The sequence below is a fragment of the Deinococcus sp. AB2017081 genome (genome assembly GCF_034440735.1).
Lineage (GTDB): Bacteria > Deinococcota > Deinococci > Deinococcales > Deinococcaceae > Deinococcus > Deinococcus rufus.
The window spans coordinates 3,104,584-3,119,724 of the sequence record NZ_CP140098.1 but is presented as its reverse complement, the minus strand read 5'-3'; the positions used below and the strand labels follow the sequence as shown (position 1 = coordinate 3,119,724).

At 68.2% G+C, this 15,141-nt stretch carries 11 protein-coding genes; 4 read left to right on the top strand and 7 right to left on the bottom strand.

Features of this window, described 5'->3' with window-relative positions:
* Nucleotides 1–146 precede the first annotated feature (146 nt).
* The gene (locus U2P90_RS15210; protein ID WP_295821403.1) at nt 147–344 is read left to right on the top strand and encodes a hypothetical protein; all 198 of its coding nucleotides are present in this window, start codon (nt 147–149) and stop codon (nt 342–344) included.
* On the opposite strand, the gene U2P90_RS15205 is transcribed toward U2P90_RS15210, so the two are convergent.
* The 3 genes from U2P90_RS15205 to U2P90_RS15195 all read right to left on the bottom strand — a co-directional run bounded on the left by U2P90_RS15205 (nt 312) and on the right by U2P90_RS15195 (nt 2,933).
* The gene (locus U2P90_RS15205; protein WP_295821401.1) at nt 312–1,169 is read right to left on the bottom strand and encodes an ion transporter; all 858 of its coding nucleotides are present in this window, start codon (nt 1,167–1,169) and stop codon (nt 312–314) included. The two genes, U2P90_RS15210 and U2P90_RS15205, sit on opposite strands and share 33 nt — an antisense overlap.
* A gap of 26 nt (nt 1,170–1,195) precedes the next feature.
* On the bottom strand, nt 1,196–1,609 hold the full coding sequence (locus U2P90_RS15200; protein WP_322472800.1) for a response regulator: 414 nt from the start codon (nt 1,607–1,609) through the stop codon (nt 1,196–1,198).
* A gap of 148 nt (nt 1,610–1,757) precedes the next feature.
* Nucleotides 1,758–2,933, bottom strand: a complete 1,176-nt coding sequence (locus U2P90_RS15195) for an aminotransferase class I/II-fold pyridoxal phosphate-dependent enzyme (RefSeq protein WP_322472799.1) — start codon at nt 2,931–2,933, stop codon at nt 1,758–1,760.
* Between the two features lie 132 nt (nt 2,934–3,065).
* Here U2P90_RS15195 and nagA point away from each other — a divergent pair, with 132 nt between their 5' ends.
* Together nagA and U2P90_RS15185 are read left to right on the top strand one after the other, a co-directional pair.
* On the top strand, nt 3,066–4,199 hold the full coding sequence (nagA, locus tag U2P90_RS15190) for an N-acetylglucosamine-6-phosphate deacetylase (RefSeq protein ID WP_322472798.1): 1,134 nt from the start codon (nt 3,066–3,068) through the stop codon (nt 4,197–4,199).
* Complete coding sequence (locus U2P90_RS15185; RefSeq protein WP_322472797.1) at nt 4,196–5,227, top strand: SIS domain-containing protein; 1,032 nt, start codon at nt 4,196–4,198, stop codon at nt 5,225–5,227. Before nagA ends, U2P90_RS15185 begins: the two co-directional genes overlap by 4 nt.
* 3 nt (nt 5,228–5,230) lie before the next feature.
* On the opposite strand, the gene U2P90_RS15180 is transcribed toward U2P90_RS15185, so the two are convergent.
* The gene (locus tag U2P90_RS15180; RefSeq protein WP_322472796.1) at nt 5,231–5,629 is read right to left on the bottom strand and encodes a hypothetical protein; all 399 of its coding nucleotides are present in this window, start codon (nt 5,627–5,629) and stop codon (nt 5,231–5,233) included.
* 209 nt (nt 5,630–5,838) lie between these two features.
* On the opposite strand from U2P90_RS15180, the gene U2P90_RS15175 reads away from it, so the two are divergent.
* The gene (locus U2P90_RS15175) at nt 5,839–6,351 is read left to right on the top strand and encodes a DUF2721 domain-containing protein (protein ID WP_322472795.1); all 513 of its coding nucleotides are present in this window, start codon (nt 5,839–5,841) and stop codon (nt 6,349–6,351) included.
* 97 nt (nt 6,352–6,448) lie between these two features.
* On the opposite strand, the gene U2P90_RS15170 is transcribed toward U2P90_RS15175, so the two are convergent.
* The 3 genes from U2P90_RS15170 to U2P90_RS15160 form a co-directional block, all read right to left on the bottom strand.
* Nucleotides 6,449–11,113 carry a DNA-directed RNA polymerase subunit beta' gene (locus U2P90_RS15170; protein ID WP_322472794.1) on the bottom strand — a complete coding sequence of 1,555 codons (4,665 nt, stop codon included), beginning with the start codon at nt 11,111–11,113 and terminating at the stop codon, nt 6,449–6,451.
* Between the two features lie 133 nt (nt 11,114–11,246).
* The gene (locus U2P90_RS15165) at nt 11,247–14,702 is read right to left on the bottom strand and encodes a DNA-directed RNA polymerase subunit beta (protein ID WP_322472793.1); all 3,456 of its coding nucleotides are present in this window, start codon (nt 14,700–14,702) and stop codon (nt 11,247–11,249) included.
* A 248-nt stretch (nt 14,703–14,950) separates the two neighbouring features.
* On the bottom strand, nt 14,951–15,118 hold the full coding sequence (locus tag U2P90_RS15160) for a hypothetical protein (RefSeq protein WP_322472792.1): 168 nt from the start codon (nt 15,116–15,118) through the stop codon (nt 14,951–14,953).
* Nucleotides 15,119–15,141 lie beyond the last annotated feature (23 nt).

Genomic DNA, 15,141 nt, shown 5'->3' with positions numbered 1-15,141 from the left:
CCGGCGGCCGGCAATCACGCGCCCCGGTTCATGTGAGAAGCCCCAAGACCCGCTCTGGCTCCCGTGTGATTTCCACGCGGTGTCCGGCGGTCATGACGCGTATGCTGACGCCTCACCGCGCCGCCCTCCCGTCGTTCCGAGGTTCTATGTTGATCGTCTTCGTGTTGCTGGTGTCTCTGGGCGTGACCGTGCTGCTGCTCGCCCTGCTGGCGGCGTCGCCTCCCAGTGCCGAGGAGCGACGGACGGACGACCAGGCACAGCGCGACGCCCTGGACTCGGCTGCGGCCGCCCACCCGGCGCGGCGCTCCGGATCACGGGAGCTCCGGGATCGCCCCGGATCCTGACTCCGGCAGGTTCTGGCCGCAGCGCCGGCAGTAGCGGGCATCGGGCTCATGGCGCTCCAGGCCGCAGCGCGGGCACAGGCGGTCGCTGCGCCGGCTGGCCTGAGCCTGCGCCAGCCCGACGGTGACGATGCCCGTCGGCACGGCGATGATGCCGTACCCCAGGATCATCGCGACCGAGGCCAGGGTCTTGCCCACCGGGGTCTTGGGCGCGATATCCCCGTAGCCGACCGTGGTCAGGGTGACCACCGCCCAGTAGATGCTGGTCGGGATGCTGGTAAAGCCGTACTGCGGTCCCTCGACCACGTACATCAGGGTGCCGATCACCACGACCAGGGTGAGCACCACTGCCAGGAACACCGTGATCTTCGCCAGACTCGCCCGCAGCGCAGTCGTGAGCACGCTCGCCTCCGACAGGTAGCGGGCCAGTTTGAAGATCCGGAAGATCCGCAGCAGCCTCAGCACTCGGATGATCAGCAGGAACTGCGCTCCGGGCACCAGCAGCGCCACATAGGCCGGCAGGATGGACAGGATGTCCACCACTCCGAAGAAGCTGAGCGCATACTGCCGGGCCGAGCGCGCCGCCACCAGCCGCAGCACGTACTCCACGGTAAACAGCACGGTCAGGATCCATTCCAGGCCGCGCAGGGTGGCGCCGTACCGGGCCTGGTACACGCCGACACTGTCGAGCATGACGGCCACCACGCTCAGCACGATGGCCGCGATCAGCAGCACGTCGAAGAGCCGTCCGGCCCGCGTGTCGGTGTTGTCGATGATGTTCGCGAGCGCGTTTCGCCACGCTGCCCGTTCCCGCCCAGCGCTGTGCATCCCGGCAGTGTAGGCGCTGCGAGCGCTCAGCTGGGCAGGCTGGCGGTCTGCATCCAGAAGCTGCGGACAGCCTGCACCACGTCCTCGTACTCGCTGAACAGCCGGGGCTTGCAGATGTACGAGTTGGCGTACTTGTCGTACGCGCGGCGGATGTCGTCACGGGAATTGCTGGTGCTGAACACCAGCACCGGCAGGCGCCGCAGCGCCGTGTCCTGCTTGAGGTGCTCGAGCAGCCCGAAACCGTCCATGCGGGGCATGTTCAGATCCATCAGGACGATATCCGGCAGGGACTCGCCGTGGTCGAGCCGACGGTGCAGGTACTCCATGGCCTCCACGCCGTCGGAGCACACCGTGAATTCTGGAGTGGGATCCAGGGACAGGAACGCCTCCTGGGTCAGGTAGGCGTCGTCCTGGTTGTCCTCGACCAGCAGGACGCGCATCGACTCGTGAGGAAAGGACGAAGAAGGCATACGGCTGCCTGATGATAGAGGACTTCGGACCGTCAAACGTGCTCCAGGTGGGGTTGAGGTGTCGTGGCCGCGTCCGTGTCGGGGGGGGCGAACCCCACCGCCGCCGCTGGCTGTGGCGTCAGCGGGCCAGCGGAGCGCTGCCCGACGGGATGGCCGCCCCGGACAGGGCCCGCGCGGCCCGTTCCAGGGCAGCGGGCGGCTGCACCAGGGCGAGGCGCACGAAGCCCTCCCCCTGCACGCCGAAGGCCCGGCCCGGACTGACGGCCACACCGGTCTGCGCGGCCAGCTGCACGGCAAAGGCCACCGAGTCCGTCAGGCCCGGCACCCGTGCCCACACGAACATGCTCGCCTGCGGCAGCGTCACGTCCCAGTCCAGGCGTTGCAGGGCCGGCACCAGGGCGTCCCGCCGCGCCTCGAAGGTCGCCGCGCCCTCCCGGCCCACGTCCTCCGGCAGTCCGAGCGCGAGCGCCGCCGCCCGCTGGATGCCCAGGTACGGATGGAAGTCCACGGCACCCTTCACGCGGGCCAGGGCGGCCAGTGCCCCCGCGTCACCCGCCGCGAAGCCCACGCGGAAGCCGCCCATGTGGTGGGTCTTGCTCAGCGAGTGCAGTTCCACCACACCGTCCACCCCGGCCTGCAGGGCACTGGGAGCACGGTAGGTGCCGAAGGTCAGCTCGGCATAGGGGTTGTCGTGTACCAGCAGGGTGCCCCGGGCCCGGCACCACCCGGCAGCGCGCTCGAAGAAGGCCAGATCCGCCACGGCCGACGTCGGGTTGTTCGGATAGTTCAGCAGCAGCACGCGGGGCCGCACGCCCGCCGGCACGGCGTCCAGATCCGGCAGGAACCCGCGTTCCACGTGCAGCGGCAACGTGACCACGTTCAGCCCCGCCACGGCCGCCGCCCCCAGATAGGGCGGGTAACACGGATCCGGCAGCAGCAGCGTGTCGCCGGGATCGGTCACGGCCAGCAGCAGGTGCGCCAGCCCTTCCTGTGCTCCGATCAGCGGCACGACCTCGCCGTCGGCGTTCACCTGCACCCCGAAACGGCGGTGCAGATAGTCGGCCGCTGCCATCCGCAGGGGCCGGGTGTCGCTCACCATGGGGTAGCGGTACGTGGCCGGATCCCGCGTCGCGTCCCGCAGGACATCCAGCACGGCCGCAGGCGGGTGCAGGTCGCTGCTGCCGATGCTCAGGTCGATGACGGGGAGGCCGGCGGCGCGGGCGCGGCCCATGGCCTGATCCATCAGCGAGAACACGCTGCCCGGCACGGCACTGGCACGGTCTGAAGCCCACATGGGGCGCAGCCTACCAGAGCGGCCCGGAGCGCTCCGGGCCGGTGATCGGCACCACCGGACGCCGCGTGACCGTGCGCGCTGCACTACGCTGGGCGGTGACTGTCCGGCCGCCGCCCCCTGACGAGGTTCCGCATGTCTGCACCCACGCCCACCACCCTGACCGGCCAGCTCGTGATCGGAGAGCAGCTGATTCCCGGCCGGATCGACTTCACGGACACCATCACCAGCATCACGCCGCAGCCGGACGCCCCGGACACGCTGATCGTGCCGGGATTCGTCGACGCGCACGTCCACGGCGGTCACGGCGCGGACACCATGGACGGCCCGGATGGCGTGCGGCAGCTCGCCCGCTTCCACGCCCGGCACGGCACGACCACGCTGCTGCCCACGACCATCACCAACCCCTGGGAGCGTGTCCTGCATGCCCTGGATGCTGTGCGGGACGTCATGCGCAGTGGCATGGATGACGGCCCGGATATTCCCGGCGCGCACCTCGAAGGGCCGTTCATCAGCCCCGGCCGCCTGGGGGCACAGCCGCCGAACACGGTGCTGCCCACGTCGGAACGGGTGGCCCAGGTGCTGGAGGGCGGGGTCGTCCGTGCCGTGACCATCGCCCCGGAGCTGCCGGGGGCCCTGGAGGCCGCGCTGGCGATGGGGGCCGCTGGCATCCGCATCGGCGTGGGACACACCCGCGCCGACGCCGCAACCGTCACCGCCTTCCTGAACGCCCTGCACGCGCAGGGCATCCGCACGTGCTCCACACACCTGTACAACGCCATGGGCGGCATCGAGGGCCGCGATCCCGGCGTGCCCGGTGCCCTGCTGGCCGACCCGCACGCCTTCCATGAGGTCATCCTTGACCTGCTGCACGTGCATCCCACGTCGTTCCTGCTGGCCCGCGCCGCCGCGCCGGGGCGCGTCACGCTGGTCACGGACGCCATGCGGGCGGCTGGCCTGGGCGACGGCGACAGTGAACTCGGCGGCCAGCGGGTGGTCGTGCGCGGCGGCGAGGCCCGCCTGGAGGGTGGATCGCTGGCAGGCAGCCTGCTCACCATGGACGCGGCGCTGCGGCATGCGGTGCAGTCCGGCGTACCGCTCCCCGAGGCGAGCCGGATGGCCAGCGCCGTGCCCGCCGCGTCCCTGAACCTGAACGACCGGGGCACGTTGAGCGCCGGGCAGCGGGCCGATGTGGTGGTGCTGTCGCCGGCGCTGGAGGTGCAGGCCGTCTACGTGGCCGGGGTGCCCGTACCGGGAGTGGGCGCATGACGGCCGCCGATTCCGTGATGCTCCGGGAAGCCCGCGAGGCCCCGCAGGTCATCGCGCGGCAACGGCGCGAGAACCGGGAGGTCGTGGCCGCGCTGGCGCACGCCATCCGAGAGCGCCGCCCCGCGTACGCGGTCACGGTGGCCCGTGGCAGCAGCGATCACGCCTGCACCGTGCTCAAGTACGCGCTGGAGACCGAACTGCGCCTGCCCGTCGCCTGCCTCGGCCCCAGCGTCCTGACGCTGTACGGTACCCGGCTCGACCTGCGCGGCGCCCTGGTGATCGCCGTATCACAGAGCGGGGCCAGCCCGGACGTCGTCGAGAACGTCCGCGCCGCCCGTGAGAGCGGCGCCCTGACCGCCGCGCTGGTGAACGTCGAGGACAGCGATCTCGCGCAGGCCGCGGAGTTCGTGCTGCCGCTGCGCTGCGGCGAGGAACGCGCTGTGGCCGCCACCAAGAGCTACCTTGCCAGCCTGTACGCTCTTCTGCCGGTGGTCGCCACCCTGACCGGCGACAGTGCGCTGCACACGGCGTTGGAGGGCCTGCCGACCGTACTGGAGCGCACGCTGGCCCTGGAGGAACACGCCAGCACCCTGGCCGAGCGCTACCGGTTCGCGGAGAACCTGCTGGTGCTCGCCCGTGGCCTGCACTACGGCGTGGCGCAGGAGGCCGCGCTGAAACTCAAGGAGACCAGCGGCATCCACGCCGAGGCGTATTCCGCTGCCGAATTCGCCCACGGCCCGCGCCGCCTGCTCGCCGAGGGCCTGCCGCTGCTGGGCTTCGCGCCCGCCGACGCGGCCGCAACGGCCACGGAGGCTGCCTACGCCGACCTGATCGCCGGCCATGCCGACCTGCGGTCGATCGGCCCCGCTCCAGACAGCACGCTGGTGACCCCCGGCACCGGCCACGCCGTGACCGACACCATACCCAGCGCCCTGGCCTTCTACCTGTTTGCCGCCCATCTGGCCCGCCACCGCGGCCTGAATCCCGACGCGCCGCCGGGGCTGAGCAAGGTCACCCGCACGCGCTGACGCTCACGGCGCGGAGGCGAGGCCGGTCACGGGGATCGAGACCTTGGTCAGCACCTCGCCCCCCGAGCGCAGCGACAGCACCGCGAGGCTGTTCACGCCGGTGCTCAGATCCGAGCGGCTCACGGTCACGTGCAGCAGGACGTTCTCCCCGCTGATCGTCACGTCGTCCAGCGTGATCGTGGTGGTGGCGGGCAGGCCACTCACGCTGATGCTCAGATCGTCCGGCACCACGCCCCCCAGGGCGGTCAGGGGCACGACCAGGGCCAGCCAGCCGCTCTCGGTGGGCAGCGCCACATACCCAGTTCCGCGGCCATCCACCGCCGTCACCTGCGGCGCGGCGGCCACGGCCGGGAAGAGGGTCAGGGTCAGGGCGAGTACGGCGGTTCGGAACAGTCGGTTCATGGTCAGTGTCCTTGTGGGCGCGGTTCCCGGTGCGCCGTCGCCGGTGTATGCGACACCGGTGTGGCTCCCAGGATGCCGGCCGTCGACCTGCGGCAGGTGCAGGAATGACGAAGATTGTTCGAAGGGCCCGTCGCGTCCTTCACGGCTCAGACACCGGATTCACATCCGGCGGCCAGGATGTGCCGCACCGCCCTCATACAATCGGGGGCATGGTCGACAGCAGCCTTCAGGTGCTCACCAGCATGATCACTCCCGCCGTCCTGATCAGCGGGGCCGGCACCCTGCTCATGAGCACCAGCACCCGCGTCGGCCGCGCGACCGACCGCGTGCGCCAGCTCACGGCGCGGTTCAAGGTGCTCGTCAGCGAGCAGGGCCGCACCGAGCCGCTGGCCCGCGAGGAAAAGCAGATGATCATGCGCCAGCTGCCGCGCCTGGCCCGCCGCAGCCAGCTCCTGACCCGTGCCATGACCGCCATGTACGTCGCCGTGGCCCTGCTCGTCCTGACCAGCATCATGATCGGCGCGGCCAGCCTGGCGAAACTCGACTTCGGCCTGGCCCCGATCCTGCTCGCCATCCTCGGCTCCGGCTCGCTGGCCTTTGCCGCCCTGACCCTCAGTTACGAAATGCGCCTGAGCGCCCGCACCACCAAGGAGGAGATGCAGTTTCTGGTGGGCCTGGGGCAGCACTACGCAGGGATGTATGCAGAGGAGAAGGTGCCGTAGGACATACCCACTGAAGACACGAAAACCCCCACCCGTTCCCAGGTGGGGGCCTTCGTGTGTGCTGCTGGCCTTCAGCCTTCGGCCATCAGCTGTCCGCTCAATTCGTGTACGTCACGTTCTCGTTGACCACACCGGGGCGGGTGTCGTCGTAGGAACGGTCGCCCGTGACCGAGTCCGTCGAGGTGTTGCCCTCGCCGTACTTCTCCAGCGTGCGGTCATCGGCGACCTGCATGTCGCGGACGGTCTGCAGGCCGGTGCCGGCAGGAATCAGCTTCCCGAGGATGACGTTCTCCTTCAGGCCGATCAGGTCGTCGACCTGGCCCTTCATGGAGGCTTCCGTCAGCACGTGCGTGGTGTGCTGGAAGCTCGCCGCCGACAGCCACGACTTGGTGGTCAGGCTGCTCTTGGTGATGCCCAGCAGCACCGGCTTCCAGCTGCTCGGGGTGCTGCCCTCGGCCAGGGCGCTGTTGGCCGCGTCGACTTCCCAGCGCTCGACGGTCTGGCCCTCGAGCAGGTCGGTGTCGCCGCCGTCCACGATCTCCACGTAGCGCAGCATCTGGCGGATGATGACCTCGATGTGCTTGTCGTGCACCTTCACGCCCTGGCTGCGGTACACGCGCTGCACTTCATCGACCAGGTACTTCTGGGCCGACTCGTTGTCCTTGTGCTCCAGCAGGTCGTGGGGGTTCACGGCGCCGCGTGTGAGCTGCTGCCCGGCTTCCACACGGACGCCGTCGCGGATGTCCGGGGCGAGGCGCGTGGCACGCGAGACCTTGTGCAGCTTGCCGCTGTACTGGGTGTCGTCGGCCTCCACCTTGATCAGGTAGCGTTCCTCTTCCTCGGTGATGTGCAGCGTGCCGGTGGTGTCGGCAATCAGGGCCGGCACCTTGGGCTTGCGGGCCTCGAACAGCTCGATCACGCGGGGCAGACCCATGGTGATGTCGCCGCTGCCGGCCACACCGCCGGTGTGGAACGTACGCATGGTCAGCTGCGTGCCGGGCTCGCCGATGGACTCGGCGGCGACGACGCCGACCGCTTCACCCATGCTGACGGGCTTGGCCTGCGACAGGTCGTAGCCGTAGCACTTCTGGCACACGCCGCTCTTGACACGGCAGTTCAGCGGGGTGCGGACGAAGATCTCCTGGAGCGCCTTGGCGTCCTTGGTGATCGCCTTGACGTCTTCCAGGGACAGCATCTCGCCCTCGCGGATGGTGTGGCCGCTGGAGAGCTGCACGTCGGCCGTCAGCGTGCGGCCGTAGATCGAGGTCTCGATCTCGCTGGCCTTGCGGCTGCGCCACTCGCCGGTGCGGTCGTCGTTGGCCCCCAGGCTGATCGTGCTGTAGTCGGTGGTGCCGCAGTCCACGTCGCGTACGACGACTTCGTGGGCCACGTCCACCAGCTTGCGGGTCAGGTAGCCCGAGTCGGCGGTACGCAGCGCCGTGTCCGCGCCACCCTTACGCGCACCGTGCGTGCTGATGAAGTACTCCAGCACCGTCAGGCCCTCGCGGAAGGACGCCAGGATCGGCACCTCGATCGTAGAACCGTCGGGGCGGGCCATCAGGCCGCGCATCCCGGCGAGCTGCGTGATCTGCTGGGCGTTCCCGCGCGCCCCCGACTGGCTCATGATCCACAGCGGGTTGAACGGGTAGTTCACCTCGAAGTTCTTGAACATGGCGTTCTTGACTTCGTCCTTGGTGTCGTTCCACAGCTGCACGACCTGCTTGTAGCGCTCTTCTTCGGTCATGAAGCCGAACTCGTAGTTCTGCTCGATCTCCGCGACCTGCGCGTTGGCGCTGGCCAGGATCTCGGGCTTGCTGGGCGGAATCACGATGTCGTCGATGCCGATCGTGATGCCCGAGGACGTGCTGAGCTTGAAGCCCGAGTCCTTCAGCGCGTCGAGCAGCCCGGCGGTCGCCTCAATCCCGAGGTGCTTGAAGCACGCCATGACCATGTCCTTGAGGGCGTCCTTCTCGTACGCGGTCTCCAGGTTGACCAGGGTGTCGACCAGGTGCGCCTGGGTGCCCAGCGCCTCCATGACCAGACGGCGGAACATGACGCGCCCGGCGCTGGTGTCGTAGGTGGTGCCGTTCAGGCGGATACGGACGTGATCCTGGTAGTCGATCTCGCCGCGCTCGACGGCCATGATCGCCTCGTCGGGGTTCGAGAAGATGTACTTCAGCAGGCCCGGGGTGATCTCCTTGCCGTTCAGCGTGACCGCGCTGTTCAGCGCGATGTCGCCGGCGTCCAGCGCGCTCAGGACGTCCTGCTCGCTGGTGAAGGCGCTTCCTGCACCCAGGTTGTCCTTGCGCAGCAGCGTCAGCGTGAAGATCCCCAGGATGATGTCGCGGCTGGGCTTGACGTTCGGCTCGCCGTTGGCCGGCGACAGCAGGTTGTGCGAGGCCAGCATCTGGATGCGGGCTTCCGCCTGTGCCTGCGCGCTCAGCGGGACGTGGATCGCCATCTGGTCGCCGTCGAAGTCGGCGTTGAAGGCCTCACACACCAGCGGGTGCAGCTGGATGGACTGGCCTTCCACGAGCACCGGCTCGAAGGCCTGGATGCCCAGGCGGTGCAGGGTGGGCGCGCGGTTGAGCAGCACGACCTTGTCCTCGATGACCTCTTCCAGCGCGTCCCACACGGTATCGCGGGTGTCGCGGTAGCGTTCGAGCATCTTGCGGGCCTGCTTGATGTTCGTGACCTCGCCCTTCTCTTCGAGCACCTTGAACAGGAACGGCTTGAAGAGTTCCAGCGCCATGCGCTTGGGCACCCCGCACTGGTGGAGCTTGAGCTGCGGGCCGACCACGATCACCGAGCGGCCGGAGTAGTCCACGCGCTTACCGAGCAGGTTCTGCCGGAAGCGGCCCTGCTTGCCGCCCAGCAGGTCGGTCAGCGAGCGCAGGCTGCGGTCGGAGCCGGGGTTGGTGACCGGGCTGCCGCGGCGGCCGTTGTCGATCAGGGCGTCCACCGCTTCCTGAAGCATGCGCTTCTCGTTGCGGATGATCATGTCGGGCGCGCCCTGGTTGATCAGCTTCTTCAGGCGGTTGTTGCGGTTGATCAGGCGGCGGTACAGGTCGTTCAGGTCGCTCGTCGCGAAGCGCCCGCCGTCCACCTGCACCATGGGGCGCAGATCTGGCGGCATGACCGGCACGGTGTTCAGGATCATCCACGTGGGGTTGTTGCCGCTGCGCTTGAACGCGCGCGTCACCTCCAGCCGCTTGCGGGCCTTGGCGCGCTTGTGGCGGCTGGAATCCTTCATCTGCTCGTTCAGTTCGGCTTCCAGCGTGTCCAGATCGAGGTCGTCCAGCAGTTCCTTGACGGCCTCGGCGCCCATCTTGGCCTCGAAGTCGTAGGACTCGATGACGCGCACCTGCTTGCGCACCAGATCGATCTCGATGCGCCCGCTGATCTCGCTGCGCAGGTTGCCGGAGTCGGCCAGCTCGTCGCCGGGCTCCACGCGGTCGCCGTTCACGACCAGCGGCTCATCCTGGTAGGGGTAGACCTTGGCCTTGGACACGATGATCGAGGCAGGGGCATGCAGCGTGATGACGCCGTCGGCCTCGGCCGTGACCTGTTCCTCGACGTCGATCGCCCCGATGACACGCTGGCCCTTGCGAACCTCGCTGCCGTCGCCGACCAGCACGTGCATGGTCGGGTTGATCGGGTACTCGGCGCGCCGCACCCAGTGCGCGGTGACCTGCACGTCGCCCTTCTTCTTGGGGAAGGTCACGCCCGACAGGCTGGAGTCGCGGCTCACGCGCAGCCTCGCCCCGGACTTCGCGGTCGCGAGCACCGCGCCGGCGTCCACGATCTCGCCGTACGCGACCTGCACGTCCATGCCGTGCGGGATGTACACGCGGGCGATGATCTCGCCGGCGGGGACGGGCGCCGCCGGAGCGGTGTCCTCGTCGTCGTCGGTCGCGGGCGTGCTGGGGGCGGCGGCGCTCTCGCGCAGCTCGACCATCACGCTGTCCTCGCCCATGTCGTGCAGGAACGCGGTGCCTGCCACCGGCGCGGTGATGGTCACGTCACTTTCCAGTTCGGCCAGGATCTCGCCGGCACGGAAGCTGTCCTGCTCGACCAGTGCCTCTGCGGGCAGCGGCAGGCTGGCCTCGACCTTCTCGCTGTACGCGATCTCAGCGCGGCGCGGGAAGCGGAACTGCGCCAGGCCGTCCATCTTGGCGGCCACGGTGCCGCCCAGGATCTGGCCACGCGTCACGTACTCGCCGTCCCGGATGACCGCTTCCTGCTGGTTGGGAATGGTGTACGTCTCCTGCCGGCCGAAACGCAGTTCGCGGTACTCGTCGTCGGTCAGCAGTTCGCCGCGCTTGAGCGGGCGGCCTTCCTTCTGCGCGTTGCGGGGATCGGTCACCAGGAAGGAGCTGAAGTACAGCACCTTCTCCAGCTGGCCCGCGCTCAGGTCGAGCAGCGTGCCGATCTTGCTGGGCGTGTCCTTGACGTACCAGATGTGCGCGGCGGGCGTCGCCAGGTCGATGTGACCCATGCGGTAGCGCCGCACCTTGCTGCTGGTCACCTCGACGCCGCAGCGCTCGCAGACCTTGCCCTCGTAGCGCTGGCGCTTGTACTTGCCGCACGCGCACTCGTAGTCCTTCTGCGGCCCGAAGATGCGCTCGTCGAACAGGCCCTCGCGCTCGGGCTTCAGGGTGCGGTAATTGATGGTCTCGGGCTTTTCAACCTCGCCAAAGCTCCATTCCCGGATCTTCTCGGGGCTGGCGATGGCGATGCGGACTTTGCTGAAATCTTTCATTGCTCTCCTTCGGAGAAGGCAGAAGGCGGAAGGCTCATGGCGGATGGCGAGAAGCAGGGCCTGGGCTCGTGCGGGGGTGCAGTTGGCGGTCTGCCCTCTGCTCTCAGCCATCTGCGGCGCACGTCAGTGCGCGTCAGCGCTTCGGCATCATCCCTTCGAAGATGTCCACGTTCTTGTCGCCGGCGTCGAGCACCTCGACATCCAGGCCCAGCGAGTGGAGCTCCTTGACGAGCACCTTGAAGGACTCGGGGATGGTGCTGCCCGACACTTCCTCGCCCTTGACGATGCTCTGGTACGCCGCGTCGCGGCCGTCGATGTCGTCGGACTTGATGGTCAGCATTTCCTGCAGGGTGTGCGCCGCGCCGTAGGCCTCGAGCGCCCACACTTCCATCTCGCCGAAGCGCTGGCCACCGAACTGCGCCTTGCCGCCCAGCGGCTGCTGGGTGATCAGGCTGTAGGGGCCGGTCGAGCGGGCGTGCAGCTTGTCCTCCACCATGTGGTACAGCTTCATGACGTACATGGTGCCCACGACCACGGGGCCGGAGATCGGCTCACCGCTGCGGCCGTCGTACAGGATGCTCTTGCCGGTGCGGGCGAGCTGCATCTGGGCGCGCTCGTAGTCGCCGTTGGGGGCGTCCACGACGCCGACCTTGCCGGCGCGGTCGAGCACTTCCTGCTCGCGCTTGTCGAGTTCGAAGCCCTCGTCCTTGAGGCGCTGCAGCCGCTCGGCAGCGGCGACTTCCAGCATCTCCTTGATGGTCGCTTCCGTGACCGAGTCGAAGACCGGGGTCTCGAACTTCTGGCCGGTCAGGCGGGCCACCTCACCCAGGTGGGTTTCGAGGATCTGGCCCAGGTTCATGCGCGACGGCACGCCCAGCGGGTTGAACACCAGATCGACGGGGGTGCCGTCTTCCAGGTAGGGCATGTCCTCGGGGGCCATGATCTTGGAGACCACGCCCTTGTTCCCGTGGCGGTTGGCCACCTTGTCGCCCACCTGCAGCTGGCGCTTCTGCGCCACGTACACGCGCACCATCTCGCGGACGCCGGGCTTGAGATCCACGCCCTCGTCGCCGCGGCGGAAGCGCACGGTCTTGACGACGATGCCGCCCTGACCCGACTGCACGCGGAGGCTGGTGTCCTTCACTTCACGGGCCTTCTCACCGAAGATCGAGCGCAGCAGGCGTTCTTCGGGGGTGGGCTCGCTTTCCCCCTTGAAGGAGGTCTTGCCGACCAGGATGTCGCCGGGTTTGACCTCGGCGCCCACGCGCACGATGCCGTCCTCGTCGAGATCGCGCAGCGCGGCTTCCGAGAGGCCGGGGATGTCGCGGGTGATCTTCTCCGGCCCCAGTTTGGTGTCGCGGGCCTCGATCTCGTCCTTCTCGATGTGCACCGAGGTGTAGAAGTCCTTGCGGACAAGGCCCTCGCTGATACAGATCGCGTCTTCGAAGTTGAAGCCGTCGAAGGGCATGATCGCGATGGTGATGTTCTGGCCCAGCGCCAGGCGGCCCAGGTCGCTGGCAGGGCCGTCGGCGATGACCTGACCGGCCACCACGTCGTCGCCGGTGCTCACGATCGGGTGCTGGTCGAGGTTGGTGCCCTGGTTGCTGCGCGTGAAGCGCACGAGTTCGAAGGTGCGGACATTGCCCTTCACCATGCCGGCGGCCGAGGAGTCCTCGGTCAGCGTGACCTGAATGTTGCGGGCGTCCACGTAGGTGACCCTGCCCGTCACGTCACTGACCACACTGGTGCCCGAGTCGGTGACCACGCGGCGTTCCACACCCGTGCCCACGGCGGGGCTGTCGGCACGCACCAGCGGCACGGCCTGCGACTGCATGTTGGAACCCATCAGGGCGCGGTTGGCGTCGTCGTGTTCCAGGAACGGAATCAGCGACGTGTTGATGGACACGATCTGCTTGGGCGACACGTCCATGTAGTCGACTTCTTCGGGCGTGTACCACAGCGGGTCGCCCTTGCGGCGGGCCAGCACGCGCTCGTCGCTGAAGGTGCCGTCCGGCTGCAGCGGGCTGTTCGCCTGCGCGATGGTGTAGCGGTCCTCGATGTCGGCCGTCATGTACTCGACCGTCTCGCTGACCTTGCCATCCTTCACGCGGCGGTACGGGGCCTCGATGAAGCCCAGCGCGTTGACCTTGGAATAGCTCGCCAGACTGGAGATCAGGCCGATATTGGCACCTTCCGGTGTCTCGATCGGGCAGATGCGCCCGTAGTGCGTGCGGTGCACGTCGCGCACGTCGAAGCCGGCGCGTTCGCGCGTCAGACCGCCTGGCCCCAGCGCGGAGATGCGGCGCTTGTGACGCAGGTCGGACAGCGGGTTGGTCTGATCCTTGAACTGCGACAGCTGGCTGCGCCCGAAGAACTCGCGCATGGCCGCCACGATGGGGCGGTTGTTCACCAGCTTGGTCGGGGTCGCGGCGTCGGGGTTGCCCAGCAGCATGCGCTCACGCACGCCACGCGCCATGCGGCCCATGCCCACGCGCAGCTGGTCGGCCAGCAGCTCGCCCACGGTCCGCACGCGGCGGTTCCCGAGGTGGTCGATGTCGTCCTCGCTGACCGTGACGTCCTGCACCACGCCGTCCGCGTCGGCCATGCCCACGGTGTCCTTGCCGTACTGCAGGGCCATCAGGTAGCGGATCGTGTCGACCAGGCCGGCGTCGCTGAACTTGCCGTCCTGGAAGGTCAGCAGGGTGTGCTCGGTGCGGTTCACGCCCAGCTTGCGGTTCATCTTGAAGCGGCCGGGCTCGCCCAGGTCGTAGCGGCGGGGGTCGGCCAGCAGGCCGTACAGGTACTGGATGGCCTTGTCGCGCTTGGGCGGGTCACCGGGGCGCAGCACCGTGAACAGGCGCAGCAGGGCCTCGTCGGCGCCCATGCCCGCGCTCTTGTCTTCCGGCAGTTCCAGATCCGGCTCGAACTCCGTGAACAGCGAGCGCAGCTGGGCATCGTCGTAGCCCAGCACGCGCAGCAGCATGGCCACGGGGAACTTGCGCTTGTTGACCTTCATCTCCAGGATGCCGCTGGCGAACTCCAGCTCGATCCACGGGCCACGCTTGGGCATGGGGATGATCGCGCCGGTGTACATCTTCTTGATGCCCTTGTAGGAGCTCGTGAAGTACACGCCGGGCGAGCGGTGGATCTGGCTGATCACCACGCGGTCGGCGCCGTTGATCACGAAGCTGCCGTCCTCGGTCATCAGGGGCAGGTCGCCCAGGAACACCTGGTCTTCCTTGATCAGGCCGCTGTCCTTGTGGATCAGCTGGAGCTTGGCGTACATCGGGGCCTGGTACGTCAGATCCTTCTCGCGGCATTCTTCGGGCGAGTACGGCGGATCGCCCAGACGGTACTCCAGGAAGTCCAGTACCAGACCCGTGCTGCGGCCCTTCTCGGTCTCGTCGATGGGGAAGACCTCGCGGAACGCGCTCTGGAGACCCACGTTGTCGCGCTTGTCCATCGCCCGGTCGCTCTGGAGGAAGGCGCGGAAGGAATTCACCTGCACTTCCGTCAGGTTCGGGAGCGGAATCACTTCCGAGATCTCACCGAAACGTTCGATGCGGGGTTCTTGTCTGTTGAGCGTCATGCACACCTCGCGGCGCACCCTGCGTGATACCTGCGTCCCCTCGGGGCCAAAACGGCGCAGGAGGAACCGCAACCCTTCCCGGTCGCGTTCCTGAAAATCAGAAATTAGTTGTGGTGTCCGCTGGATACCAATGAACTCCCGCCAGACCCATCATGGTCGGCCAAAGGCGAGTATACCCCTCCCCAGTGTAAAGGGTCAACCATTACGGGCTCACAATTATGCCGGTGGCGTGGCGCAAGCCTGAGCCGTCAGCTGTCGCCCTCCAGATCCCGTTTCAGTTTCTGGGCCGTGCGTTTCTCGCTGCGGCGGCGATGGGGCGCGGCCTTACGGGAGCGCAGCACCTCGTGCAGGGTCGAGCGGCCGGGCGGCGTGGTGGGCTGGGTGGGGGCGGGCATCGCCTTCTTCTTTCTGGCCATGAGTGTTCCTTATCCTGCACCAG

Excerpts from the sequence above, each read along its gene's own strand:
- U2P90_RS15175 (WP_322472795.1), top strand. The coding sequence starts at position 5,839 with ATGGTCGACAGCAGCCTTCAGGTGCTCACCAGCATGATCACTCCCGCC.
- U2P90_RS15170 (WP_322472794.1), bottom strand. The coding sequence starts at position 11,113 with ATGAAAGATTTCAGCAAAGTCCGCATCGCCATCGCCAGCCCCGAGAAG.
- U2P90_RS15180 (WP_322472796.1), bottom strand. The coding sequence starts at position 5,629 with ATGAACCGACTGTTCCGAACCGCCGTACTCGCCCTGACCCTGACCCTC.
- U2P90_RS15205 (WP_295821401.1), bottom strand. The coding sequence starts at position 1,169 with ATGCACAGCGCTGGGCGGGAACGGGCAGCGTGGCGAAACGCGCTCGCG.
- U2P90_RS15185 (WP_322472797.1), top strand. The coding sequence starts at position 4,196 with ATGACGGCCGCCGATTCCGTGATGCTCCGGGAAGCCCGCGAGGCCCCG.
- U2P90_RS15195 (WP_322472799.1), bottom strand. The coding sequence starts at position 2,933 with ATGTGGGCTTCAGACCGTGCCAGTGCCGTGCCGGGCAGCGTGTTCTCG.
- nagA (WP_322472798.1), top strand. The coding sequence starts at position 3,066 with ATGTCTGCACCCACGCCCACCACCCTGACCGGCCAGCTCGTGATCGGA.
- U2P90_RS15200 (WP_322472800.1), bottom strand. The coding sequence starts at position 1,609 with ATGCGCGTCCTGCTGGTCGAGGACAACCAGGACGACGCCTACCTGACC.
- U2P90_RS15160 (WP_322472792.1), bottom strand. The coding sequence starts at position 15,118 with ATGGCCAGAAAGAAGAAGGCGATGCCCGCCCCCACCCAGCCCACCACG.
- U2P90_RS15165 (WP_322472793.1), bottom strand. The coding sequence starts at position 14,702 with ATGACGCTCAACAGACAAGAACCCCGCATCGAACGTTTCGGTGAGATC.
- U2P90_RS15210 (WP_295821403.1), top strand. The coding sequence starts at position 147 with ATGTTGATCGTCTTCGTGTTGCTGGTGTCTCTGGGCGTGACCGTGCTG.